The sequence below is a fragment of the Streptomyces sp. NBC_00887 genome, from assembly GCF_045207585.1.
Genome location: NZ_CP108788.1, coordinates 7,025,953 through 7,048,631 on the forward strand (window position 1 = coordinate 7,025,953; position 22,679 = coordinate 7,048,631).

Here is a 22,679-nt window from a genome sequence, read left to right on the forward strand (position 1 = left end):
GGCGCGGCCGCCCGGCCGCCCGGCTCAGACCTCCAGCGCCCGGGTGCCGATCAGTTCGGCGATGCGCTCCGGGGCGACCGCACGTGAGTAGAGCCAGCCCTGTCCGGTGTCGCAGCCGATCCGGCGCAGCCGCTCCGCCTGGCCCGACGTCTCCACGCACTCCGCGGTGACCGTCAGGCCCAGGCGGTGCGCCAGCTGCACCATGGCCTCGACGATGGTCTCGTCGGCGGGGCTGGGGTGCGCCCCGTCCTCGTACCGGAAACCGCGTACGAAGGATCCGTCCAGCTTCAGCACGGATACGGGCAGCCGGCTCAGATAGGCGAGGTTGGAGTAGCCGGTGCCGAAGTCGTCGATCGCGATGCGGACGCCCATGTCGCTGAGCGCCTGGAGGACCCGCAGCGGCCTGCCCGAGGACCCCATCACGGCGGACTCGGTCAGCTCCAGTTGCAGCAGCCCCGGTGCGAGACCGGTCTCGGCGAGGACCTCCGCCACATCGGCGACCAGGTCGGAGTCCCGCAACTGGCGTACGGCGACGTTGACGCTGATGAACAGCGGTGGCTCGGCGGGGTGGTCAAGCTGCCAGCGGCGGGCCTGGCGGCACGCCGTGCGCAGCACCCAGCGGCCGAGCTGGACGATCGTCCCGTCCTCCTCGGCGATCGAGACGAACCTGTTCGGCGCCAGCATCCCGAACTGCGGGTGATTCCACCGGACCAGGGCCTCCACGCCCCGTACGACCTCGTCGGCCATGCAGACGAGAGGCTGGTACTCCAGGGTGAACTCGCCGCGCTCGACGGCGGGCCGCAGTGTGGAGGACAGCGCCTGACGGGTCATCCGGTGGGCGTTGCGCTCGGGGTCGAAGAGTGTCCAGCGTGCCTTGCCGTCCGCCTTGGCCCAGTAGAGCGTGGTGTCGGCGGCCTGCATCAGACCGGTGGGTGAGGTGCCTGCCGAGGCTCGTTCCACCACCCCGATCGAGGCGGAGACGGAGAGCCGCTGCCCGGCCAGGTCGAAGGGCTGCTGGAGAGCGTTGAGGACCGCACGCGCGAGCTCGGTGAGCTGATGGGTACCCGCGGAGTCCTCGACCAGGATCGCGAACTCGTCACCGCCCAGGCGCGCCACCAGATGGCTGCCGTTGCGGTCGAAGCCGTCGGCTTCCGCGCAGTCGGTGAGCCGGGTGGCGACGGCGGCCAGCAGCCGGTCGCCGGTCCGGTGCCCCAGGGTGTCGTTGACCGCTCTGAAGCCGTCGAGGTCCAGGTAGCAGAGCCCGATCCGGCCGTGGCGCGGCAGCGAGTCGTCCTGGAACGGCGGGCCTTCCAGGGCGGTGGAGAGCCGTTCGAAGAACAGCGTCCGGTTGGGCAGCCGGGTCACCGGATCGTGCATGTGGAGGTGGCGCAGCCGGTTCTGCAGTTCGCGCCGGTCGCTGATGTCGGCGACGGACAGCAGCACACCGCCGCTGCCCGCACCGGGCGGCGCACCGGCCATCGGTACGACGGTGACCTCGGCCCACAGGGACCGGCCGTCGGGGTGCTTGAGCCGGCGGGTGCAGCGCAGGCGCGAGCGGCTGCCGCCCAGGACCTCGCCGTATGCCTGCAAGGTGCGGCGGTCCGACGCGAGGTCGACGAGATCGGCCGCCGACTGCTGGACCAGGAGGCCGGGCTCGGTGCCGAGCAGCCCGCCCAGCGCGTCGTTCGCCCGGACGACCTGGCCCCGCCGGTCGACGACGGCCATGGGGAGGGCGGCCACCTGGAACGCGGCACGGTAGTCACTCAGGTCGGAGTGATCCACCGCGGTGTTGTCACACTCCGTGACCAAGGGTTGCCCGGTGTCGGGTGCCGTGCCCGCCGGGGGCATCGGCCCTTCGGAGGTTCCGCTCACCGCTCGCTCCCGCTGTGCAGATTGTCGTGAACAGATATCGGTCGGAGGGTCGGACAGGGGTCATCGGGTGGAGCGCCGGTGCCAGAGGCGGAAACCACGCAGGAAAGCGAGCTGAAGCATAGATGGTGGCGCGTCGGGCGTTCCAGCGCGTCCGCGGTTTCGGGCTTGCCGTACGCGTATGGCCCACGCGACACGCGGTAACCCTCTTTGCCCGCTACTGATTGTTTCTGTGCGGATCTGTTCTGGCGTGCAGCTGAGGTGATTGATTGTGACTGTCTGTGAGTGAGGTGAGCTGCTGTCGCCTTCCCGCTTACCCGTGTGGGGCAGCACAACAGGGCGTACGGCACCGAATCGGCACAGGGTGAGGGGGATGTCCCGCATTCGCCACCCGGAGGTAGATGTGCCGCGTCAGCACAGACCCGGGGGAGTGGAGAGGCCGAGTCTGCGCAGTGCGGCGGCCGCACTCACCTCTCTCCTGGCGCTCGCCGCCACCGGGCTCGTCGCCGGACCCGCCGTGGCGGCCTCGCGCGACGCGAGCCCGTGCGCCCTGCCCAGGACCGGGGCGCACCACTCGCTCGGCCTGGACACCTGGAACGACGCCTACCCGCGCCCCGACCGCAGCCTCGACGCGGTCATGGTCTTCCTCTCGTTCCCGGACTCCGAGCCCGCCGTCACCCCCGCCGTGCTCGCCGCCGACTACTTCCCCTCGACCACCCGCTTCTTCAAGCGGGCCTCGTACGGGAAGTTCACCCTCCGCGCCCACCCCCAGCAGCAGTGGACCCGGATGCCGCACCCCTCCACCTGGTACGGCATACAGCGCGACTGGGGATCCGAGCAGCGCACCGCCTACCTGCGCGACGCGATCGAGGCCGTCGACGACCAGGTCGACTTCTCCGCGTACGACATCGTCTACCTCGTCGCCGACCCGGACGCGTCCGGCGTCGACTCCGACGCCACGAAGGTGGTCAACTTCGACCGGCCGCTGCGTGCCGACGGCGCGGACATCAGGCGTGTGGTCACCGTCTTCGAGGAGCACCCGCCGGACCGCAACGTCCTCGCCCACGAGACCGGACACGTCTTCGACCTGGCGGACCTCTACCACCGGCCCGAGGACGGCAAGGGCGACTGGGACACCTACGTCGGCGACTGGGACGTGATGGGCAGCCAGTTCGGACTCTCCCCGGATCTGTTCGGCTGGCACAAGTGGAAGCTCGGCTGGCTCGACCGCGGCCAGGTCGTCTGCGTGCAGGGCAGCGCAGACCTCACCCTCGAACCCATGGCCGAGGTGCCCGTGCCCGGCGGATCCATCGGGACCCGGCTCGCCGTCATCAGGACCGGCCCGGACAGCGCGCTGGCCGTGGAGGCACGCAGCGCCATCGGGAACGACCGGGGGACCTGCACCGAAGGTGTGCTGATCTACCGCATCCACAACCACACGCCCTCCGGCGGCGGCCCCATCGAGGTGCTGGACACCCACCCGGACTCCGACGCCTGCTGGGAGCGCTCGGTCTACCCGCCGCTCGCGGACGCCCCGCTCCGCGAGGGCGAGCGCTACAGCGTGCCCGGCGAGCGCACCCGGATCGAGGTAGCCGACCGGACGCGATCCGGCGCGTGGACGGTACGGATCACCACCGGCACCTGAGAAACCCGGAGCGGGGCGCCCGGGCCGGGAGCCCCGGGCCGGGAGCCCCGGGTCGGGAGCCCCGGGTCGGGGCCACGCACAAAGAAGCCCCCTCGTTTGCACGAGGGGGCTTCTTCTGTCTGTGCGCCGTCAGGGACTCGAACCCCGGACCCGCTGATTAAGAGTCAGCTGCTCTAACCAACTGAGCTAACGGCGCCTGCTGACGTCGTAGACATTAGCACCCGGATCGGCCGGAGGAAAAATCGAATTCCCCGTGGTCGACGGGGCCGCCGACCTGCCCACCCGTACGCACGCCCAGAGCAGAACGTCCGGGCCCGGAAGCCACGGGTTGCGCGTGTCGGGGGCGACCAGCCAGCGGGGGCCGCCACCGGAACCGCCGACCAGGGGCGGGACCGTGACCGCGTCACCGGTGCCGTGACAGAGCAGCGGGGGCATGGCCCCGTGGTGCCTCGGTGAGCTCCCGGACGTGCTTCCGGTGCCCCACTCCTCCCAGGCCAGCAGTGACGGCAGCCGCTGGGCGGTGCCGGGAGCGGCGAACAGCAGCATCCGCCCGCGGTGCGTGGCGACCGGGCCGGAGCCCGGGCCCTCGGCCCAGAGCTGCTCCAGCATGCGCCGGCCGAACAGCGCGGGCACGTTCACCACGTCGAAGGCGGAGCCGCACGGCAGGACGCCGGGAGAGCCGGGGCGGGCCTCCCACTGGGAGAGCGTGCTGCGAGGGTAGGCGGTGGCACCGGCGAGCCAGGCGGCTCCCGATGCGGTGACCTGGGCCGCCCTGTCATCGGCTGCCCGGTCGCCGGTCCGGTCCCGCAGCAGGGCGAAGATGTCGACGCCGTGGCGCGGGGTGGCACCGGTGTGAAGGGTCGTTTCGTCTTTCAGCCATGCGCTCATGACGTCAGGTCTACCGGCAGTGACGGTACTGTTCCCGAGAGTTACCGAAAGCCGGACAGGGTGGGCTTTGAAGGGGTATCTTGCCCGACGGCATATGCCGCGGGCCGTACCCGGAGTCACGGAAGGCCCTTGGAGCGTCAGGGCTTGGGGTCGTTCAGCAGGGACCGGCCGAACTCGATCATCTTCTTGGCATAGTCCTCGGTCCACTCCGCACGGGCGGCTATGTCCGCCGCGGTGAGCCGGTCGAACCTGCGCGGATCGGCGAGCTGGGCGGCGGCCACGGCCTGGAACTCCACGGCCCGGTCGGTTGCCGCCCGGAACGCGAGGGTCAGCTCGGTCGCACGGGCCAGCAGCTCCTTCGGATCGTCCATCGACTCGAGGTCGAAGAAGTGCTCCGGGTCCGCCGCCGCCTCCGACGGCTCGAAGAGCAGCGGTGCAGGACGCAGCCTCTGCCGCTCGTTCCGCTCGGGTTGTGCCATGTGATGTTCCTTCCTCGTACGGCCGGACGGCCACCTTCCATTGTCCAGCCCGGCGCAAGAGCGCTTCCCACGATCGGGGCCCGCGATGCGTGCGAAGCCCCACGAACTCACGGCCGCCACGGAACGCGATGGTTCGACCAGAGCTCCCACGTGGACTGCATCGCCTCCCACCCGTCGGGGAACTTCACCGTCACACCCAGCTGGACCGGCTCCGTCGACGGGTGCTCGTCCAGCAGATCCGCCACCCCCGCACGGCACACCACGATGCAGGCGTGACGGTGCCGGGAGGCCAGCACGCACAGGCGGCCCGTCTCCAGATGGAACGCCGTGGCGTCCGGCCGGCCCGACAGCGGGTGCAGGACCACCGTCACATCGAACTCGCGCCCCTGGAGCCGGTTCGCCGTGTCCACCGCCACGCCCGTCACACCCAGCTCGGCGAGCGCCGCCCGCACCGCCGCCGCCTGGTCGCGGTGCGCCGTGCCGACCGCGACCCGGTCCGCCGTCACCGGGACCGGATCAGTCGCACGCTCACTCGTCGCGGCGCCGCCCCGGTCCAGCAGTCGGCGGACCACCTGGGCCACCGCCCGTACCGCCTCCGGATCGGTGCGCGGGGTGTGGCGGGCCGGCAGCTCCAGCAGCCCCCAGCCCGACTCCGCCGCCACGTCCAGCACCCGGTCAGGACCCGAACCGTCCGAGGGGACACCGAACGACAGCCGGCGGTCACCGTGATCCGTACCGCTGCGGAACGGCGTGTACGGGTAGAACGCGTCCGACACCAACGGCGCCGCCGAGGCGGGCAGCCGCCACGACACCGGCAGCCGGTGTTGCGGCAGCTCCGGATTGTGCGCGAGCAGGGTGGACACCGCGCTCGCCGACGGGTCGTACGTCAGCCCCGCCCACTGATCCGCACCGACGATCGAGAACGGGTCCAGCTGACCCGGATCCCCGACGAACAGAGCCCGCTCGAACAGCCCGGCCACGGCCAGCAGCGCGTCCGACCGCATCTGGTACGCCTCGTCGACGATCGCGTGCCCCCACGGCTCGACGTTCTTCACGTGCGCCCACTTGGCGGCCGTGGAGATGACGATGTCGAGACCGGCCAGATCCGCCGCCTTCGCCGACTTCCGCACCTGAGCGAAACCGTCAAGGACCTTGTCGTACGGATCGGAGTCGCTGCTGTGCAGACGGCCGACCGGCAGATCCGGGGCCTTCTCCGCCAGCCGGACCACCAGGTCGTCCACCTGGGCGTTCGTCTGCGCGATCACCATCAGCGGGCGGCCCGCCGCGGCCAGCTCGAGCGCCGCCCGCACCACCAGCGTCGACTTCCCGGCACCCGGCGGCGAGTCCACCACGATGCCGCGTGCCGTACCCCGCAGGGTGTCGCCGAGGATCGCGTCGGTCGCCCGCGCCGCTGCGGCACCCGGATCGAAAACGACAGTCACAGAAGGTCCTCCGCGGTCACGGGGTCGGGCTTCTCGGCATGCCCGTCACCGGTGCCCGGCGGGCCGCCGTGGGTCCACGGGGTGTCCTCCGGGTCCGGCAGTTTCGGGCCGCTTCGCTGATCGTGCTCGAAGAGCGTCCAGGCGAACCGGTCACCCGGCTCCGGCACGGAACCGGGGGCGGGCTCCTTGCCGCGCCCCATGCGGTCCGTGATCCGCAGGACGAGGAAGACCGCGCCGGGGTCCTGCCCGTGGGCCGGCTCCCGGTCGGTGGACTCCGCGTCGGCGGACCCGTCGGAGCCGTACCCCACGAACTCCGCCGTCTGCGGCTTGCCGTCCAGCGAGCGGTACACCTTCGTCCGCTCACCGAGATGCGGGCGCTCGTCCGTACGGACCGTGACCAGCGGACGCGGCGAGGGGCGCTTCGACTCGCTGTACGTCATCTCCACGTCCGTCACCTCGCCGACGAACGCCTCGCCCGCAAGCCGCCGTCCCGCCAGCACCAGCGGATCGTCCAGCGCCTCCTGCGCCTCCAGCTGCGCCTGCGCCGTCTCCCGTGAGGCCAGCTTCTGCGCCGCCGTCACCGCGTCGTCCCGCCGCGGCTGCGGCGGCTCGCCCGCCCGCACCCGGTCCCGGTGCGCGGTGAACGACCAGCGGTCCCGGGTCCACCGGTCCTCGGCCCTGGCCCCCTCCGGCAGCTCCCGCAGCAGGTCGAGCCCTCGCCACACGGCGTCCCACGTGGGCAGCATCACCCCCGCGAGCAGCGATCTGATCTCCCGCTCGGCACCGCTCAGCTCACCCAGCCGGGCATCGGCGGCGAGGCCGTCCTCCGCGGCGGCCAGTGCCGTGCGCGCCCGGTCGTACTTCTCGATCGCGGGCGCGAGCAGCCTGTTGTCGAACGCCGGGTCCGTGGCCGGGCCCGCCGGCGGGACGACCAGCTGGCCCGCCCGGTCCCGCAGCGACTCCGCGCGGAGCGCGGCCGACGCCCCCGACCCGCCCTCCGGCGGGTCGATCCAGGCCAGCAGCGCACCCAGGTGCTGGTCCTCCAGGCTGCTCTGCCCCGTCGCCCAGTGCCGGTTCAGCAGATCCGTCGTGGCGAGCAGCAGCGAGGAGCCCGGCACCCTGGCCCGCTCCCCGTAGTGCGTGAGCCAGCGGCCGAGCAGCGGGACACGGGCGGGCGCCGGATACGGGGTGTCCGGATCGTCCTCGGCGGTGCGCCGGAACCGCATCGACCGCCCGAGCAGCCGGACGAAGTCGATGCCGGCCCGGCTCGGCACGATCAGCTGGGCCGCGTCCGTGCACAGCTCGACCTCGACCTTGACCCTCTTGCCGGTCTCCGGATCGGTCTCGTTGCGCTCGGCCGGTTCGATGACGTCCGCGTACGACTCGATGTGCGGAAGAACCGCCTCCGCCAGCTCGGCGAGGAACGCGAACCGCAGGTCGCGGTCGCGCGGCTGGGCCACGGCCAGCAGCCGGGGCGCCTCACGGTCCGTCCCCACGAGGGCCCCGAGGGGCGCGCCCGCCTCACCGGCCGTCGTCAGCGGCACGAGCACGAGCGGCCCGCCGGTCAGATGGCGGTGGCGCACGGTGGTGAGCGGCTGGGCCCGCCCGCTGTCCACGGCCTCCAGCCGGGCCAGGGTGTTAATCAACGACATGGGACGCCGCCGCTCGCCGTCTCCAGGGCCTCCGCGCGCAGAGCCGCAGCCCGGCGCAGGGCCGCCACCGTCGGATCCGCCGGGTCGCCCTCCTTGCCGGCCGCCGCGGCCAACACCCCGTCGACCGTCGTCAGCCCGCCGAGCTCGCCCCGCACGCTCCGGCCCAGCGCCTCCACCGCCCCGTCCGTCCGGGCCTTCGCCCGGCAGTGGAAGGCCAGCTCGCACGCGGCCAGGCACTCGGGGGCGTAGGCCGCGGGCACCGATTCGACCGCGGTGCCCAGCTCCTCGGCCGAGCACCCCGGGTCGAACGTCGTGCCCTCGGGAAGGGCCGCCGCGATGTCCTCGATACGGGTCAGCCTGGCCAGCTGGCGGCGCGTGACGGCGTGCTGCTTGCGTACGTCCAGGACCGAGGCGGTCGGCAGGTTGGAGAAGTCCCTCGGACACACCAGCAGGACACGGTGCCCGACCCGGGCGCCCTCGGTCACGGCGGCGATCCGCTCCAGCGCCAGGACGTAGACGGCGGACTGACGTGCCGCCGCCCCGACCTTCGCGGCGTCCGCCGAGCTGTCGATCATGGGGAAGGACTTGATCTCGACGACCGTCCAGGTGCCGTCAGGGTGCACCACCACGGCGTCCGGCTCCAGGTAGGCCGGCGAGCCCGCCACCTCCAGGGCAAGCATCGGATGGTCGAGCAGCGCCCAGCCGCCCGCCGCGGTGGCCTCGCGCAGCGCCAGCGCCGTACGGGCGGCGCGGCCCTCGGGACCGGCCGCCGTCAGATCGGGCACCGCGGCCCTGCCCGGTGCGTCCGCTCCGCTGCCGAGACGCTCGAACAGCAGGCGCAGCAGCTCCGTACCGCCGTCGGCCTTGACCTTCGCCTCGAACGCGTTGCCCCGGATGAACGCGAACTGCGACTGGCCGAACGCGGCCGGGGAGCCGAGCGCGGTCGCCAGCACGGCCTTGTCGACCCCGGCGCCGTCGAGCAGGGCGCGCCGCTTGCAGCCGGGGTTGGCGGCGAGAGCGGCGAGCGCGCGTGCGTCGAGCGGGTGCGGCGCGACGGACGGGCCGCGCAGCTCAGCGAGCCGGTGCCGGAGCGTCGTCGCTGGCGGCTTCGGCTGCGGAGCCGGTGGCCGCGCCGCTGGAATCTGCGGAGGAGGTCCGCTGGCCGGGGATTCGCTCACCCGCGGAAGTCTTGCATCCGCCACTGACAATCGTGGACTTCGTGGCCGTCACAGGAACGGGGACCGGTGCGAAAACGGCCCTCAGCCGGGTCTTGGCCCGGTCGGCCACCCGGATGACCGGCCTGGTCAGCAGGGCTCCGGCGGCCATCACGGCGGCGCCGGCGACCGCGTCGAGGAAGTAGTGGTTCGCGGTGCCCATCACCACGAGCACCGTGATCAACGGGTACGCGATGCCGGCCGCACGGATGAGCGGGTGGCGGCCGTGGCGCCACAGGAGGACCCCGCACCACAGCGCCCAGCCGACGTGCAGGCTCGGCATCGCCGCGTACTGGTTGGTCATCCCGCTGAGTCCGCGCGGGGCGCTCGCGCCGGCACCCCACCAGCCGTACGCGCTGTACTGGGCCATCGTGTCGACGAATCCGTACCGGGCGTCGAGCAGCCGGGGCGGGCAGGTGGGCATGAGCGTGAAGCCGATCAGCCCGAGGAGCGTGGAGGTCATCAGCCAGGTGCGGGCCGCCCGGTAGGCGGCGGACCGGCGCCGGAACATCCATATGAGGACGGCCGGAGTGACCAGGTAGTGCAGCGAGGCGTAGGCGAAGTCGGCGGGTATCCCCAGGGCCGGGTTGGCGGTCAGCAGCCGGTTGAGCGGGTGCTCGGCGTTGAGGTGGAGCGCCTTCTCCAGGTCGAGTATCGCGAGTCCGTGGTCCACGGCCGTCGACACGTCGCCCCGGACCAGCAGCCGTCCCGCCGAGTACAGCCCGTACACCACCGCGATCAGTGGCAGCTCCGTCCACCACCGTGGCCGAGGACCGGAGGAGCGTGTCGCGGCGGTGGCGTGCGGCATCCGGTAGCTCTCCCCATGTTCATGCGGTCGACGACGGACGTTCAACCGTACGGCGGTCGTCGGCCTTGACTTCCCCCGGGGGGCGTCCCCCGCGGACGTCCCTGGTCGTGCGCAGAGAGGGACGCCGATTCGGCCCCGCAGGTTGCCTGCGGGGCACGTACGCGATGATGGAGCGGGACCTCACCGGCACCGTCCCCCGGCCGGCTGCCGTCCCCGTCGTCGTCCCGGACACCGCTGTCCAGGACCCCATAGATCCTAGGGTCCTCGGATCTTCAGATCTCAGTATTTTTCAGGGAGAGCCGTCATGGCACCGCGAATCCTGCTCGCCCGGCACGGCCAGACCCAGTGGTCCGTGCAGGGCAATCACACCGGCAGGACCGACATTCCCCTCCTCGACACGGGCCGCGAGGGCGCCAAGCTGCTCGGGGAACGGCTGCACCGGGAGCCCTGGGCCGGCCTGCCCGGGGTGGATGTGCGGACCAGCCCCCTCGTCAGGGCCGCCGAGACGTGCGCGATCGCCGGATTCGGGGACCGCGCCGAGCCGTGGGACGCGCTGATGGAGTGGGACTACGGGGAGTACGAGGGCCTGACCCCGGCGCAGATCAAGGCGGACCGGCCGGACTGGCTCATCTGGCGGGACGGTGTCCCCGGGGGCGAGACGCTGTCGGGCCTGGCGCACAGGGCTGACGAGATCGTGGAGTGGGCGCGCTCGGCGGACCGTGACGTGCTGGTCTTCGCCCACGGTCACATCCTGCGGGCGCTGGGAGCACGGTGGCTGGGCGAGGACGTCTCCTTCGCCGCGCACCTCCGGCTGGAGCCGACCTCACTGTCGGTGCTGGGCTGGGCGTACGGCATGCCCGCCCTGGAACGCTGGAACGACACGGGCCACCTGGACCGATAACCGGTCCGAGCCCGTCCGGCGTTCGAGGACGAACCCCGGTGCCGGTGAGAGGCCCGCTGGACAGGGACCGGGGGCCGGGCGCCCAAGGGGGCAGGGGCCGGAACCCAGTTCAGGCCCGTCCGGCGATTGAGGACAGAACGTCCGGCGCCGGCGACCCCCTTACCCGGCCGAAGGCACTCGCTCCGGCCCCGGCGGCAACTCCTCGTACCGCTCGAGGAACGCCACGACCTCCGCCCCGCCCCGCGGTCTCAGCACCCGTACCGCGCTCTCCAGCATCCCCCGGATCCGCGAGGACTGGACGCGGTCCAGCAGGTCCAGCACCTGGTGCCCCGCCGTCGCCGCCTCGTCGGCTGCGCCCGCCCGCGCCAGGTCACCGGTCAGCTGAGCCCGGTACAGGGCGAGGTTCCGGGTGAAGTGCGGGTCCTGCAGCCGCGTGGCCGCCCGCGCGTGCCGCGCCGCCCTCGGCCAGTCGCCCAGCGCCGACCAGCACTGCGCCTCCAGCATCTCCAGCTCCGCCTCGCGGAAGAAGGTCATCCACTCGGGGTCCCCCGCGCACTCCCCCCGCTCGAATGCCGTGCGCGCCCGCCCGATGGCCCGCTCGCACCCGGTACGGTCCCCGAGCCACGCCCGCCCGCCCGCCTCCCGCAGGGCGAGCAGGGCCAGCAGCCGCGGTGAGCCGAGCGGGCCGGCCACCCGCTGCCCGGCCTCCGCGGCCCGGACCGCCTCCCGCGCCCGCCCGGTGTCGCGGGCCAGGAACGACGCGTTGCAGAACGCGTGCGCCTCCAGAGCCGCGTCCCCGGCCAGCCGCGCCGTCGCGAGCGCCTCCGCGTAGTGCGAGCGCGCGTCCTCGAAGCGGCCCGAGTCGTGCGCCAGCCAGCCCACCGAGATCGCCAGCTCACCGGCGCCCGAGTGCAGCCGGTCCGCGGTGCTGCGGCGGCTCGCGGTGCCGGCGTCCAGCAGCGCGTACGCGGCCCGCAGCGGCTGGAAGGCCCGCCGGTACAGCCCGTCCGCGCCGTGCCGGTCGTCCAGCAGCCGGATCTGCCGCACCGCCTTCTCGACGGCACTCACCTCCGCCTCGCCGACCCGGCGCTGTGATGGCACAGCCGTGGGGCCGGCGGCGGCGGACGGGCCGCCCAGGCCCAGGGACGCGGCTGCCACCGTGGTGGTGCCGCTCGTCATGAACACGCGACGCAGCACGTCGCTCTCCTCGTCGATATCGCTGTGGGGGGTAGGGGGCAGGGGCACAGCAGTGGCGGCCCCCGTACGTGCCCCCCGGCCACGCACGCTCTCGCGGGCCGAGAAGCCCAGGTCCACCAGGCTCGCCCCCGGGAACATGTGCAGGAACACCCGTTCGTACGCGTAGTTGGGACAGCGGATCTCGCCGGACTCCACGCGCCCGATGTACCGGGCGTCGCACGCGACGTGTTCCCCGATCTCGCGTGCGGCCCTGCGGATCGCCGCCGCGAATTCTCCCGCGGACCGCGGACCGCGCAGCCGCCGGAAAGCAAGGTTGGGAACTGCCCGTGTCGACACCATGGCGGGGCCCTCTCTGGTGCAGCCGGGCGCCTGCTTCCGGTGTCCCGGCGGAGCAAGAACGTACCTGCTGTGACACGTCGCACACGCGGTGTTTGCATATAAAGCAGGACATCTCGCCCGTGATCTGCCATGAACTGCCACCCTTTGCGGCGGCGTAGTGCCGTAGCCCTTGACGTCGTCGGTGCGTTGGTCCATGAGGAGGCGGAGCGTGGCTCTGCCTCGCGACGAGAGGAGGGGTTCCCATGCTGCACATCGGTCCGGAAACCGCGCCGTGCGACCTGGTGACCGTCCCGGCACGTCAGGGACTGGAGGCTGTGGACATCCTGCGCCGCGGCGCGGACCACGGGGCCGTCGGCCCGGTCCTGCACGACGGAGCCTGCCACACCCTCGGATTCCTGGTCCCGGCCGGTACCGCCGACGCCTGGGACGTACCCGGCAGTGCCTGTACGCGGACGGACGGCCGGGGACTGCGTGTCCCCGCCGAGCCGCCCGTGATCGGCGGCGGCTGGCTCCTGCCGCCCGTCGCTGACGCCCCGGTCACCGATCCGGCCGTGCTGCGGGCCGCTCTCGACCAGGCCGCCAGGCTCATCGAGGCGGCCGACAACTGCCGCTGAGGCCATAATGGCCTGGTGGGCGGATCTCCCGCCGTCGCCGGCCGACCCAGGAGCCGGCCCGATCCGGTGAGCGAGGACGAGCGCGCGTGGCACGTCGAGGAGCGCCGGCCAAGGGTGCGAGCGCCCGGAAGCGGTCCGAGCGCGAACGCGGGCAGGAGCCCGTCGCCGCGACGGTGGACGGCGGTCTCGCCGAGCTCGTGCCCGACCGCGAACGCCCGCGCGCCTGGACCCTGCTGCTGGACGGTGCCCCGCAGTCCCACGTGGACCTGGACGACCCCTCGTACCTCTCGTTCGAGTACCAGCGAAGGCTCGGCCACGTCATCGACCTCTCGGCGCCCCCGAACCAGCCCCTCCAGGTCGTGCACCTGGGCGGCGGTGCCTTCACACTGGCCCGCTACATCGCCGTGACCCGCCCCCGCTCCACCCAGCAGATCGTCGAGATCGACGCCCCCCTCGTCCAACTCGTCCGCCGGGAGCTCCCGTTGGACCCGCAGGCCCGGATACGGGTGCGCTCCACGGACGCCCGCGCCGGACTCGCCAAGATCCAGGACGGCTGGGCCGACCTCGTCATCGCCGACGTCTTCAGCGGCGCCCGTACCCCCGCACACCTCACCTCCGCCGAATTCCTCGGTGAGGTACGCCGGGTACTGAAGCCCGGCGGGCGGTACGCCGCCAACCTCGCCGACGGTCCGCCGCTCGCCCACCTCCGCGGCCAGATCGCCACGGCGACCTCCCTCTTCCCGGAGCTGGCCCTGGCAGCCGATCCGACCGTGTGGCGGGGCCGCCGCTTCGGGAACGCGGTCCTGGTCGCCTCGGACCAGCCGATCGCCGTCGCCGAGCTGACCCGACGGGTCGCGAGCGACCCGCACCCCGGCCGGGTCGAACACGGCAGGGCACTCGCCGACTTCACGGGCGGCGCCGCAGTCGTCACCGACGAGGGCGCCAAGCCGTCCCCCGCCCCGCCGCCCGGCGCCTTCACGTAAGCCGGCTACTGGTCGACGACCTGCACCGTCGGCGGATGGCCGTTCCAGGTGCAGAAGACGGACACGGTCGCCCCGCCCCCGTCGCTGAAGTCCACCCGGATCCACTCCGCGTTCGTCCACACCTGCATCGACCAGCCCTGCTCCGGGGTCGCCGAGACCAGCTTCGCCGAAGCGCTCGCCAGCTCCAGGACCACCCGGCCGCCGCGGGTCGGATAGCTCTTCACGTCCCCCGACGACGCCGCCGCGGGCGCGGAGGTCTTCGGCGGGGCGGCCGGACTGCTCGACGGAGTACGGGAGGAGGGACGCGGGGATCGCGGGGGTGCGGTCCGGGAGGCGCTCGCGCTCGGAGTGGGCGAGGGAAGGGCGCGGTGGGTGGACGACGACACCGGCTGGTCCGCGGCCTGTTCGGTCCGTGCGCCGACAGAGATCGGCACGGCGCGCGGCGGGTCGTACGCCGTCCCCGACATCACCGTGTGCACACCCCACCACGACAGCGTGACCGCCGCCCCGGTGGACAGCGACCAGGCGATCGCGTGTACGAGTCCTCGTTGCATCGGGCACATCCTGCCCCACGCGCACCGGTGCTGTCCCGGAGAGGACCGGGTCCGTCCGCATGGGCTACGGTGCCGCCCATGCCTAGTGTGCTCGTGGTCGAGGACGACCAGTTCGTACGTTCCGCCCTCATCCGGCACCTGACCGAGGCCTCCCACACGGTACGGAGTGTCGGCACGGCGCTCGAAGCGCTGCGCGAAGTGGCGCACTTCCGGTTCGACGTGGTCATCCTCGATCTCGGGCTGCCCGACCTCGACGGCGCAGAGGCGCTGAAGATGCTGCGGTCCATCACCGACGTACCCGTGATCATCGCGACCGCGCGGGACGACGAGGCCGAGATCGTCCGGCTGCTCAACGACGGTGCGGACGACTACCTGACCAAACCGTTCTCGGTGGAGCACCTGTCGGCGCGCATGGCCGCGGTGCTGCGCCGCACCCGAGGCGCCGGCGACCGGACGCCGTCCCCGCGCGTGATCCAGGTCGGCGGGCTCTCCATCGACCCGCTGCGCCGCCAGGCGGAACTGGACGGCACGGCACTCGACCTGACCCGCCGCGAATTCGACCTGCTGGCCTTCCTCGCCGGGCGCCCCGGCGTGGTCGTCGCGCGCCGTGAACTGCTGGCCGAGGTCTGGCAGCAGTCCTACGGCGACGACCAGACCATCGACGTCCATCTCTCCTGGCTGCGCCGCAAACTGGGCGAGACAGCCGCACGGCCGCGCTATCTGCACACGCTGCGCGGCGTCGGCGTCAAACTCGAACCGCCCGCGGCGGCGCCGCGGGCCGTACCGGAACCACCCGCATGAGGTGGGCCCTGGTCAAGGTCTGCCTGGCCGTCACCGCCATGGTCGTGATCGCGTTCGCGGTGCCCCTCGGGCTCGTCATCAAGGAAATGGCCCGCGACCGCGCCTTCTCCGACGCCGAGCGCCAGGCCGCCACCATCGGCCCGACCCTCACCATCACCACCGACCGCGAGGAACTGACCCGCGCGGTCCTGTCCACCGAACCGGGCGGCCGGGGACGGCTCGCCGTCCATGTCCCCGCCGCCGACGAGCCGGACAGCCGGCGCCTGGAGATCGGCACCCGGCGCGCCACCCGCCATGACCTGGAGACCGTGCGGACGTCGGGGCGCGCCTCCATCTCCGAGGTCGCGGGCGGTTCCGCGCTGCTCCAGCCCACCGCGCTGGGCTCGGGGGACATCGCCGTCGTGGAGGTGTTCGTACCCGAGGGCGAGGTCTCCAACGGCGTCGGCACGGCCTGGCTGATGCTGGCGGGCGTCGGCATCGCGCTGATCGTCGGCTCGGTGGCGGTCGCCGACCGGCTCGGGGTACGGATGGTGGAGCCCGCCCAGCGGCTCGCCGGCGCCGCCCAGAACCTGGGGGAGGGCAGGCTGGGCACCCGGGTCCCCGAGGAGGGCCCCACCGAACTGCGGTCCGCCGCCGTCGCGTTCAACTCCATGGCGGACCAGGTGGTCCAACTCCTCGCCAACGAACGCGAACTGGCCGCCGACCTCTCGCACCGGCTGCGCACCCCGCTGACCGTGCTCCGGCTCAACGCCGCGTCCCTGGGCGAGGGCCCTGCCGCCGAACAGACCCGGGCGGCGGTCGAGCAACTGGAGCGCGAGGTCGACACGATCATCCGTACCGCCCGGGAACAGCGCCCCCAGACCCAGGGCGTGCAGTCGGGTGCGGGCGCCGGCTGCGACGCCTCCGAGGTGATCCGCGAGCGCATGGGCTTCTGGTCGGCACTTGCCGAGGACGAGGGCCGTACGGTCCGCCTCGCGGGAGTGGACCGCACGGTACGGATTCCGGTCGCCAGGCCCGAACTGGCCGCCGCGGTCGACGCGTTGCTCGGCAATGTCTTCCGGCACACCCCGGAGGGCACCGCGTTCGCCGTCGACGTGCACCACAGCGGCGACGCCGTACTCGTCCTGGTCTCGGACGCCGGGCCGGGCATAGCCGACCCGAAGGCCGCCCTGGCCCGGGGGGCCACCGGACGCGGTGAAGGACCGGGTGCCGTGGGCTCGACCGGCCTCGGCCTGGACATCGTGCGCAGGGTCGCCGAGTCCACCGGCGGCGATCTGCGGATCGGGCGTTCGGTGCTCGGCGGTACGGAGGTGCGGATCTGGATAGGCCTCGACGGCGCCCCGTCCGAGCGCGGGCGCCGGGGGCACCGGGTGGGCAGGCGGTCCGGGAAGCGGATCGGGAAGCGGCAGCGACACGGAGTGACGGGCCGGAACGCAGAGCTCCGCAAGTCCCCCGACATCGAGCCGAACCTTTAACCAGCACCGATGCGCTCCTTAAGCCCACCCTAAGAACAGCAACTCAGGTCCAGGAAGCGGCTTTTGCCCGGTTCGGGGCGGCTAGCGTGCAGACGCAGACACCACCCCCCGCAGGACAGAGGCAGGAACGCGATGGGCACCAGCACGCACCGCCGTACGACGAGCACCCGCACCAAGGCCGTCGGCGCCGTCGTCGCCGCCGCAGTCATCGGTGGCACGGTCTTCGCGCTGACCGGCACGGCCCAGGCCGCGGCGGTCGGTGCCACCTACACCAGGACGAGCGGCTGGACCGGCGGATACACCGGGCAGTACGTCGTCACGAACGACACCGACAAGGCCCAGGCGGGATGGACGCTCGAGTTCGACCTTCCCGCGGGTACGAAGATCGACTCCCTCTGGAACGGCGAGCACACCGTCAGCGGGAACCACGTCACGGTGAAGCCCGCGAGCTGGAACAAGGACCTCGCCCCCGGTGCGTCGGTGACGGTCGGCTTCGTCACCGCCTCGTCCGGCAAGGCCGCCGATCCGGTCGGCTGCCTCATCAACGAGGCCACGTGCTCCGTCGACACCGGCGCGACACCGCAGCCCAGCGGCCGCCCCACGGAGACCGCGAGCCCCGCACCGACGCCCACGGCCACCGCCACACCCACCCCCACCGCCACGGCATCGGCAACGGCCTCACCGACGCCCTCCGAGACGCCCGGCGGCGGTGACGGCGGCGGCACGGCCGCGGGTGCCGGATTCGCCCCGTACATCGACACCTCGCTCTACCCGTCGTACGACCTGCTGGACACCGTCGGGAAGACCGGGGTGAAGGAGTTCAACCTCGCCTTCATCACCTCCGGCGGCAGCTGCGCCCCGCTCTGGGGCGGCGTGACCGGCCTCGGCGACGACAAGGTGGCCGGCCAGATCGACGCGCTGCGGGCCAAGGGCGGCGACGTCCGGGTCTCCTTCGGCGGTGCGGCGGGCGCCGAACTGGCCCTGCACTGCTCCTCGGCCGGCGACCTCGCCGCCGCGTACGGCAAGGTCATCGACACGTACGACCTCACCAAGGTCGACTTCGACATCGAGGGCGGTGCGCTGCCCGACACCGCGGCCAACTCCCGCCGTTCGCAGGCCATCGCCCAGCTCCAGAAGAAGCACCCCGGCCTGGACGTCTCGTACACCCTGCCGGTGATGCCCGAGGGCCTGACCCAGCCGGGTGTGGACCTGCTCGCCGACGCGAAGAAGAACGGCGTGCGGGTCGACGCGGTCAACATCATGGCGATGGACTACGGGCCCGCGTACAGCGGCGACATGGGCGACTACGCGACCCAGGCGGCCACCGCCACGCAGGCTCAGATCAAGGGTGTGCTCGGGCTGTCCGACGCGGCTGCCTGGGAGGCCGTCGCGGTCACCCCGATGATCGGCGTGAACGACGTCGTCACCGAGATCTTCACGGTCGACGACGCCACGCAGCTGGTGAAGTTCGCCCAGGACAAGGGCATCGGCCGGCTCGCGATGTGGTCCGGCACCCGTGACAAGGAGTGCGCCGGCGGCACGAAGCCGACGGCGGACGCGTCCTGCAGTTCGATCCTCCAGGAGCCGCTGGCGTTCACGAAGGCCTTCGGCGCCTTCAGGTAACCCTCCGCTCCCCGCAGACCGCCACCCCCCGCGCGCATCCCGGCCGGCCCCACACCCCCCACACCCGGCCGGGGTGCGCCCCCCCATGTGGCCTGCGTGCCCCAGGATGTACGTGATCGCCGGACGGGCTCCTGCCCGTCCGGCGCTTGCATGCGCAACACCCGTCGACCCCAGGGCCGAAATCTGCCGGGCCACCGCGCTCCCACGGCCTCAAGCGGAATCACCTGGCCGATACACGGAGTTCGGGGAAAGAACGCGGAATCGGCCGCAAGCCCTCAGGGCGCCCCCACCGCGCGCGATCCCGTTCATCTTCCGGCGGGCGTTCCCGGTCCGGCCGGTGGCGCGGGAGCCTTCAGGAGTGCCGTCCCGAAATCCGCCCCGTCCATGGCTCTTTCCGGCGGCAGAGAGCGATCCTCGGGAGCAATGCGCTGCTGACCTGCGGAAATTTGCGTACCATCGTGCGGCGCATGCAGGACGCGCGGGTTAACGCAAGCCCTCTGCCGGACACGGTCGCGTGACTTGCAGGACACACTCGGGCAACGGAAGCGTCTTCAACTCTTGACACCCACCCCCTTGAGGCAGCAATCTTCCGGCATCAGCGCATGGGAGCGCTCCCATATCGAACGAGGTTTTCGCTCGTACGGGGACGGCACCGCCCATGTCATCCCCGTACCGATGGCAATCGCACCCACCGGTGCGACGCCGAGCAGATTGAACGCCAGTCCCACCCTGGAACAAGGAGTAGTGGAATGCGCATCACCCGCACTGTCGCAGGTCGAAGCCGCAGAACCCTCGTCATGGCCACCACGGGCCTCACGGCCACCGCCCTGCTGCTCACCGGCTGCGGCGATTCCGGCTCGGACTCGGATGGAGCCGACGCCAACGGGAAGATCACCCTGACCGTCGCCGACTTCGGCCAGTTCGGCTACAAGGAGGCGGGGCTCTTCGAGAAGTACCACGAGCTCAACCCGAACATCACGGTCAAGGAAAACGTCACGGCCGAGGAGAAGGTCTACTACCCCAAGTTCCTCCAGCAGCTCAACACGGGCAGCGGCCTCGCCGATGTGCAGGGCATCGAGGTCGGCCGCGTCAAGGAGCTCGTCGACACCAAGGCGGACGCGTTCGCCGACCTTTCCAAGGTGATCGACACCGACCAGTGGGTCACCTGGAAGGCGCTGCAGGCCAGCACCGACCAGGGCAAGGTCATAGGCGCGGGTACCGACATCGGCCCGATGTCGATCTGCTACCGCCGCGACCTGTTCGAGAAGGCCGGTCTGCCGGTCGAGCGTGCCGAGGTCGCCGCGAAGTACGCCGGCGGCTGGGAGGACTACCTCAAGCTCGGTGAGGAGTACAAGAAGAAGGCCCCCAAGGGCACCTTCTTCATGGACTCCGCCAGTGCCATGTACAACGGCGTCGTGAGCTCCTCCTCGGAGCAGTACTACGCCAAGGACGGCAAGGCGATCTACAAGGAGAGCGCAGGCGTCAAGAAGGGCTGGGACCTCGCGGCCGAGGCCGTCGACAAGGGACTGACCCAGGGCCTGGCCCAGTTCGGTGTCCCGTGGCAGACCGCCCTGCGCAAGGGCAGCATCGCCACGATGGCCTGCCCGGCATGGATGGCCGCGCAGATCTCCACGTACTCCGGTGACGCCTACAAGGGCAAGTGGGACATCGCCCGCACCCCGGGTGACACCGCGGCCAACTGGGGCGGCTCCTTCCTCTCCGTGCCCGCGAAGGGCAAGCACGTCAAGGAGGCCGGCGAGCTCGTCAAGTGGCTGACCGCTCCCGAGCAGCAGGCCGCCGTCTTCAAGGCAGTCGGTGTCTTCCCGTCGAACAAGGGCGCCCACCAGCTCCCCGACGTGAAGAACGCCAAGCTCGAGTACTTCAACAACGCCCCCATCGGTGAGCTCTACGCGGAGGAGTCGGAGCTCATCCCGGCCGCCGTGCTCGGCCCGAAGGACGGCATCATCAAGGACACCATCTCCACCCAGATCAACAACATGGAGCAGCGGGGCACCAGCCCCGACAAGGCCTGGGACGCCGCCACCGAGGCGATCGACAAGGTGATCGGCTGACCCCCGCCGGTGCGGACCGCCGGGACGCCCACCGCGCGTCCCGGCCGGTCCGCACCGGTGCCGGTCGTACCGCCGGCACCGCGCACCGTTTCCGACACCTCCGCCGGACCTGACCAGAGGTCCGGCCTGCCCCTGCGGTGTCGGCACACCCCAGGGAAGGACTCCCACCTGTGGCAACCTCGACCCCCACCCGGGGCGCACACGGATCCCGGCCCAGCCGCCGCGCTCCGAAGCCCATGACCCCCAGCCGCCAGGCGTGGCGCAGCCGGTTGTGGCGATTCGACGACAAGGCATCGCCGTACGCGTACATCGCGCCCTTCTTCCTCGTCTTCGGAGCCTTCGGGCTCTACCCGCTCCTGTACACCGGCTGGATCGCCCTGCACCGGGTGGAGATGACCGGTCTCGACCAGATGGAATGGGTCGGCTGGGACAACTTCAGCACCATCCTGCAGGAAGCCGAGTTCTGGACCGCGGTCACCAACACCTTCGTCATCGGCGTCATCTCGACCGTCCCGCAGCTGATGATCGCGCTGGGCCTGGCCCACCTGCTGAACTACAAACTGCGCGCCAGCACCTTCTGGCGCACCGTGATCCTCACCCCGTACGCCACCTCGGTGGCGTCCGCGGCCCTGGTCTTCGCCCTGGTGTTCCGGGCTGACGGGGGCCTGCTCAACTGGGTGCTCGGCTTCTTCGGCGTCGGCGAGACGAACTGGGTCAACGGTCACTGGACGTCCAACATCGCCATCGCGATCATCGTGATCTGGCGCTGGACGGGCTACAACACGCTGATCTACCTGGCCGCCATGCAGGCCATCCCGTCCGACCTGTACGAGGCTGCCTCGCTCGACGGGGCCTCGCGCTGGCAGCAGTTCCGCAACGTGACGATTCCCTCGCTGCGGCCGACGATCCTCTTCACGATCGTCATCTCGACCATCGGTTCGATGCAGCTGTTCGGTGAACCCCTGCTCCTCGAAGCCGGTCCCATCGGAGCGCAGGGCGGCACCGAGAACCAGTACGAGACGCTCAGCATCTACCTCTACAACTACGGCTGGAATCTCGGGCACCTCGGTCCGGCCGCCGCAGTCGCCTGGGCCATGCTCGTCCTGCTGCTGCTCATTGCCGCGATCAACTGGCTCGTCGGGCGCTTCATGCGCAAGACCGCGGCCTGACGGGGAGCGATATCCATGACCACCACCAGCACCGTCACCGCTCCGGACCGCCGCGTCGTCAGGTCCTCGCCCCGCAGCGAGCCCTCGCGCCATCGCCGTTTCAAGCCCGGCGCCGGCCGTCAGCACCACGCCGGGCCCTTCGCCTACTTCGCCCTGGCCGTCGTCGGCCTCGGCTCGCTCTTCCCGCTGTACTGGACGCTCGTCGCCGCGTCCCGCACACAGGAGGAGGTGCTGGCCACCACCCCGCCGCTCATCCCCGGCGGGAACCTGTTCAGCAACCTCGAGGCGGCCTGGGAGCAGGCCAGCCTCGGCAAGGCGATCCTGAACACGTTCATCGTGTCCAGCAGCATCACCCTGGCGACGCTGTTCTTCTGCACCCTGGCCGGCTACGCCTTCGCCAAGATGCGCTTCAAGGGCCGCGGCGCGCTGATGACGACGGTCATCGCCACACTGACGATCCCTCCGCAGCTCAGCGTCGTACCCCTGTTCATGATGATGGCCGACATCGGCTGGGGCGGTCAGCTGGAGTCGGTGATCTTCCCGACCCTGGTGAGCGCGTTCGGCGTGTTCTTCATGCGTCAGTACCTGATCGAGGCACTGCCGTACGAGCTCATCGAAGCGGGCAGGGTGGACGGCGCCAACAACCTCCGCATCGTGTGGAGCATCGTGCTCCCGGTCGCCCGACCGGCCATGATGGTTCTCGGCATGCTCACCTTCGTCCAGGCCTGGAACGACTTCTTCTGGCCCTACCTGGCACTGAACGCGGAGAACCCCACGCTCCAGGTCGCACTCGGTGAGCTGAGCGCGTCCTACGTCCCCGACCAGAGCGTCGTCATGGCGGGTGCGCTGATCAGCACCCTGCCTCTGCTCGTCGTCTTCGTGATCTTCGGCAAGCAGATCGTCGGGGGAATCATGTCCGGCGCCGTCAAGGGCTGACTTCCCGGCCCTGCCGCT

At 71.6% G+C, this 22,679-nt stretch carries 19 protein-coding genes and 1 tRNA gene; 10 read left to right on the plus strand and 10 right to left on the minus strand.

The features are described 5' to 3' along the window. Nucleotides 1-24: 24 nt before the first annotated feature. On the minus strand, nucleotides 25-1,872 hold the full coding sequence (locus OG844_RS32090) for a putative bifunctional diguanylate cyclase/phosphodiesterase (protein ID WP_406394997.1): 1,848 nt from the start codon (nucleotides 1,870-1,872) through the stop codon (nucleotides 25-27). 370 nt (nucleotides 1,873-2,242) lie between these two features. Here OG844_RS32090 and OG844_RS32095 point away from each other — a divergent pair, with 370 nt between their 5' ends. Beyond that, complete coding sequence (locus tag OG844_RS32095) at nucleotides 2,243-3,514, plus strand: M6 family metalloprotease domain-containing protein (protein WP_406394999.1); 1,272 nt, start codon at nucleotides 2,243-2,245, stop codon at nucleotides 3,512-3,514. Between the two features lie 122 nt (nucleotides 3,515-3,636). On the opposite strand, the gene OG844_RS32100 is transcribed toward OG844_RS32095, so the two are convergent. From OG844_RS32100 to OG844_RS32130, 7 genes are all read right to left on the minus strand, one after another. Then, a tRNA-Lys gene (locus tag OG844_RS32100) sits at nucleotides 3,637-3,710 on the minus strand. Then, nucleotides 3,701-4,402, minus strand: coding sequence for a hypothetical protein (locus OG844_RS32105; protein ID WP_406395001.1), 702 nt, complete (start codon nucleotides 4,400-4,402; stop codon nucleotides 3,701-3,703). The genes OG844_RS32100 and OG844_RS32105 overlap by 10 nt, the downstream gene beginning before the upstream one ends. 137 nt (nucleotides 4,403-4,539) lie before the next feature. Continuing rightward, nucleotides 4,540-4,881 carry a hypothetical protein gene (locus OG844_RS32110; RefSeq protein ID WP_406395003.1) on the minus strand — a complete coding sequence of 114 codons (342 nt, stop codon included), beginning with the start codon at nucleotides 4,879-4,881 and terminating at the stop codon, nucleotides 4,540-4,542. 107 nt (nucleotides 4,882-4,988) lie between these two features. Continuing rightward, nucleotides 4,989-6,323, minus strand: coding sequence for an AAA domain-containing protein (locus OG844_RS32115; RefSeq protein WP_406395005.1), 1,335 nt, complete (start codon nucleotides 6,321-6,323; stop codon nucleotides 4,989-4,991). Next, a complete protein-coding gene (locus OG844_RS32120) occupies nucleotides 6,320-7,975 on the minus strand; it encodes a hypothetical protein (RefSeq protein WP_406395007.1) in 1,656 nt (551 codons plus the stop codon). Before OG844_RS32120 ends, OG844_RS32115 begins: the two co-directional genes overlap by 4 nt. Continuing rightward, a complete protein-coding gene (locus OG844_RS32125; protein ID WP_406395009.1) occupies nucleotides 7,966-9,153 on the minus strand; it encodes a hypothetical protein in 1,188 nt (395 codons plus the stop codon). Before OG844_RS32125 ends, OG844_RS32120 begins: the two co-directional genes overlap by 10 nt. After that, on the minus strand, nucleotides 9,047-9,997 hold the full coding sequence (locus OG844_RS32130) for a phosphatase PAP2 family protein (protein ID WP_406395011.1): 951 nt from the start codon (nucleotides 9,995-9,997) through the stop codon (nucleotides 9,047-9,049). The genes OG844_RS32125 and OG844_RS32130 overlap by 107 nt, the downstream gene beginning before the upstream one ends. Nucleotides 9,998-10,301: 304 nt before the next feature. On the opposite strand from OG844_RS32130, the gene OG844_RS32135 reads away from it, so the two are divergent. Beyond that, complete coding sequence (locus tag OG844_RS32135) at nucleotides 10,302-10,898, plus strand: histidine phosphatase family protein (RefSeq protein ID WP_406395013.1); 597 nt, start codon at nucleotides 10,302-10,304, stop codon at nucleotides 10,896-10,898. 159 nt (nucleotides 10,899-11,057) lie between these two features. On the opposite strand, the gene OG844_RS32140 is transcribed toward OG844_RS32135, so the two are convergent. Beyond that, nucleotides 11,058-12,434 carry a tetratricopeptide repeat protein gene (locus OG844_RS32140; RefSeq protein ID WP_406395015.1) on the minus strand — a complete coding sequence of 459 codons (1,377 nt, stop codon included), beginning with the start codon at nucleotides 12,432-12,434 and terminating at the stop codon, nucleotides 11,058-11,060. A 242-nt stretch (nucleotides 12,435-12,676) separates the two neighbouring features. On the opposite strand from OG844_RS32140, the gene OG844_RS32145 reads away from it, so the two are divergent. Together OG844_RS32145 and OG844_RS32150 are read left to right on the plus strand one after the other, a co-directional pair. Then, nucleotides 12,677-13,048 (plus strand): hypothetical protein, encoded by a 372-nt coding sequence (locus OG844_RS32145; protein ID WP_406395017.1) that lies wholly within the window; start codon nucleotides 12,677-12,679, stop codon nucleotides 13,046-13,048. Nucleotides 13,049-13,134: 86 nt separating this feature from the next. Further along, nucleotides 13,135-14,031, plus strand: coding sequence for a spermidine synthase (locus OG844_RS32150; RefSeq protein ID WP_406395019.1), 897 nt, complete (start codon nucleotides 13,135-13,137; stop codon nucleotides 14,029-14,031). Between the two features lie 5 nt (nucleotides 14,032-14,036). Here OG844_RS32150 and OG844_RS32155 read toward each other — a convergent pair whose 3' ends face one another. Further along, nucleotides 14,037-14,585, minus strand: a complete 549-nt coding sequence (locus OG844_RS32155) for a hypothetical protein (RefSeq protein WP_406395021.1) — start codon at nucleotides 14,583-14,585, stop codon at nucleotides 14,037-14,039. Between the two features lie 78 nt (nucleotides 14,586-14,663). Between OG844_RS32155 and OG844_RS32160 the strand changes: the two genes are divergently transcribed. The 6 genes from OG844_RS32160 (at nucleotide 14,664) to OG844_RS32185 (ending at nucleotide 22,661) form a co-directional block, all read left to right on the plus strand. Continuing rightward, complete coding sequence (locus tag OG844_RS32160) at nucleotides 14,664-15,386, plus strand: response regulator transcription factor (RefSeq protein ID WP_406395023.1); 723 nt, start codon at nucleotides 14,664-14,666, stop codon at nucleotides 15,384-15,386. Continuing rightward, on the plus strand, nucleotides 15,383-16,861 hold the full coding sequence (locus OG844_RS32165; protein ID WP_406395025.1) for an ATP-binding protein: 1,479 nt from the start codon (nucleotides 15,383-15,385) through the stop codon (nucleotides 16,859-16,861). The genes OG844_RS32160 and OG844_RS32165 overlap by 4 nt, the downstream gene beginning before the upstream one ends. Nucleotides 16,862-16,993: 132 nt before the next feature. Then, on the plus strand, nucleotides 16,994-18,484 hold the full coding sequence (locus tag OG844_RS32170) for a cellulose binding domain-containing protein (RefSeq protein WP_406395027.1): 1,491 nt from the start codon (nucleotides 16,994-16,996) through the stop codon (nucleotides 18,482-18,484). 749 nt (nucleotides 18,485-19,233) lie between these two features. Continuing rightward, nucleotides 19,234-20,556: an ABC transporter substrate-binding protein gene (locus OG844_RS32175; protein WP_406395030.1), complete on the plus strand. Its 1,323-nt coding sequence runs from the start codon at nucleotides 19,234-19,236 to the stop codon at nucleotides 20,554-20,556. Nucleotides 20,557-20,726: 170 nt separating this feature from the next. Next, on the plus strand, nucleotides 20,727-21,725 hold the full coding sequence (locus tag OG844_RS32180) for a carbohydrate ABC transporter permease (protein WP_406395032.1): 999 nt from the start codon (nucleotides 20,727-20,729) through the stop codon (nucleotides 21,723-21,725). Nucleotides 21,726-21,740: 15 nt separating this feature from the next. Beyond that, the gene (locus OG844_RS32185) at nucleotides 21,741-22,661 is read left to right on the plus strand and encodes a carbohydrate ABC transporter permease (protein WP_406395034.1); all 921 of its coding nucleotides are present in this window, start codon (nucleotides 21,741-21,743) and stop codon (nucleotides 22,659-22,661) included. The last annotated feature ends 18 nt before the right edge of the window (nucleotides 22,662-22,679 follow it).

What these genes read in the sequence shown, in the direction of transcription:
- OG844_RS32095 (WP_406394999.1), top strand. Translation starts at nt 2,243, where the DNA reads ATGTCCCGCATTCGCCACCCGGAGGTAGATGTGCCGCGTCAGCACAGA.
- OG844_RS32105 (WP_406395001.1), bottom strand. Translation starts at nt 4,402, where the DNA reads ATGAGCGCATGGCTGAAAGACGAAACGACCCTTCACACCGGTGCCACC.
- OG844_RS32110 (WP_406395003.1), bottom strand. Translation starts at nt 4,881, where the DNA reads ATGGCACAACCCGAGCGGAACGAGCGGCAGAGGCTGCGTCCTGCACCG.
- OG844_RS32120 (WP_406395007.1), bottom strand. Translation starts at nt 7,975, where the DNA reads ATGTCGTTGATTAACACCCTGGCCCGGCTGGAGGCCGTGGACAGCGGG.
- OG844_RS32130 (WP_406395011.1), bottom strand. Translation starts at nt 9,997, where the DNA reads ATGCCGCACGCCACCGCCGCGACACGCTCCTCCGGTCCTCGGCCACGG.
- OG844_RS32135 (WP_406395013.1), top strand. Translation starts at nt 10,302, where the DNA reads ATGGCACCGCGAATCCTGCTCGCCCGGCACGGCCAGACCCAGTGGTCC.
- OG844_RS32140 (WP_406395015.1), bottom strand. Translation starts at nt 12,434, where the DNA reads ATGGTGTCGACACGGGCAGTTCCCAACCTTGCTTTCCGGCGGCTGCGC.
- OG844_RS32145 (WP_406395017.1), top strand. Translation starts at nt 12,677, where the DNA reads ATGCTGCACATCGGTCCGGAAACCGCGCCGTGCGACCTGGTGACCGTC.
- OG844_RS32155 (WP_406395021.1), bottom strand. Translation starts at nt 14,585, where the DNA reads ATGCAACGAGGACTCGTACACGCGATCGCCTGGTCGCTGTCCACCGGG.
- OG844_RS32160 (WP_406395023.1), top strand. Translation starts at nt 14,664, where the DNA reads ATGCCTAGTGTGCTCGTGGTCGAGGACGACCAGTTCGTACGTTCCGCC.
- OG844_RS32165 (WP_406395025.1), top strand. Translation starts at nt 15,383, where the DNA reads ATGAGGTGGGCCCTGGTCAAGGTCTGCCTGGCCGTCACCGCCATGGTC.
- OG844_RS32170 (WP_406395027.1), top strand. Translation starts at nt 16,994, where the DNA reads ATGGGCACCAGCACGCACCGCCGTACGACGAGCACCCGCACCAAGGCC.
- OG844_RS32175 (WP_406395030.1), top strand. Translation starts at nt 19,234, where the DNA reads ATGCGCATCACCCGCACTGTCGCAGGTCGAAGCCGCAGAACCCTCGTC.
- OG844_RS32185 (WP_406395034.1), top strand. Translation starts at nt 21,741, where the DNA reads ATGACCACCACCAGCACCGTCACCGCTCCGGACCGCCGCGTCGTCAGG.